The following is a 740-nucleotide window of genomic DNA, read 5'->3' as shown; positions in this document are numbered from 1 at the left end:
CGTCTAGCACAGGACCAAGGTTTGATAGAACATATCGATCAAATTGCTTAAAAACAATTAACCGCTCTTTTAACTCTATTTCAAGCACTTCACAGGCGCTTGTAAAGCTTTCTATTACGTCTTTTAAGCCTAGAGGAAGGTTTGCATCTTCATTGTTCTCGCAGCCGTATAGGTTGCAAATTCGAGTATGAAACTGAAGTAAAGGGCCTTGAAAATTTGCCTGGGCTTTAGTCGCCATAGATGATATCGCGACTTCCTCTTCGAGGTCGTCATTCTGAACTAGGCTTAGACTTTCAAAACCTTTCGGTTCGACTGGTGCGTTTAGTTTCGAAGAGGGAGTAAGAACTTGCTCAAGGGAAAACTGCGCTTCGATACTGGACTTAAAGTCATTCTCAATATTCTTGCGCTTAATGCGAATATCGCGCATTGCTTCAAAGAAGCGGTTTTGTTCATTGTTGTTTCTAGCATTGTTAGCAAGCTCGAAAAAAGAGTCATCTATGCCGTCAAACATGCCTTGCAGAAGGGCATGCATGTCTCTTACAACAATATTGCAAATTTTGAGAGCTTCAGCTGATCTTGCGTTATCGAGCCTGGAAGGTCGACTATTGCGATCTCCGATAAAGCTAACGCTAGATGACTTATTCATCGTCCTTTCCCGTATGCTGAATGACTTTCAATGCTTAACAAAAATAAAGGCACTGAACAAAAGCAGGTACATCTTACCCGCAATATAAAAATTA

Annotated in this window: 1 protein-coding gene; it reads right to left on the bottom strand. The window is 41.1% G+C overall.

What is annotated here, in order from left to right:
• On the bottom strand, positions 1–646 hold a 646-nt coding region (locus A3766_RS00915), incomplete at its 3' end, for a DUF1631 family protein (protein WP_156508581.1).
• Between the last annotated feature and the right edge of the window lie 94 nt (positions 647–740).

The sequence above is a fragment of the Oleiphilus sp. HI0132 genome, from assembly GCF_001635845.1.
The sequence above is the reverse complement of the archived record's forward strand: the minus strand, read 5'-3'. Positions and strand labels throughout refer to the sequence as shown.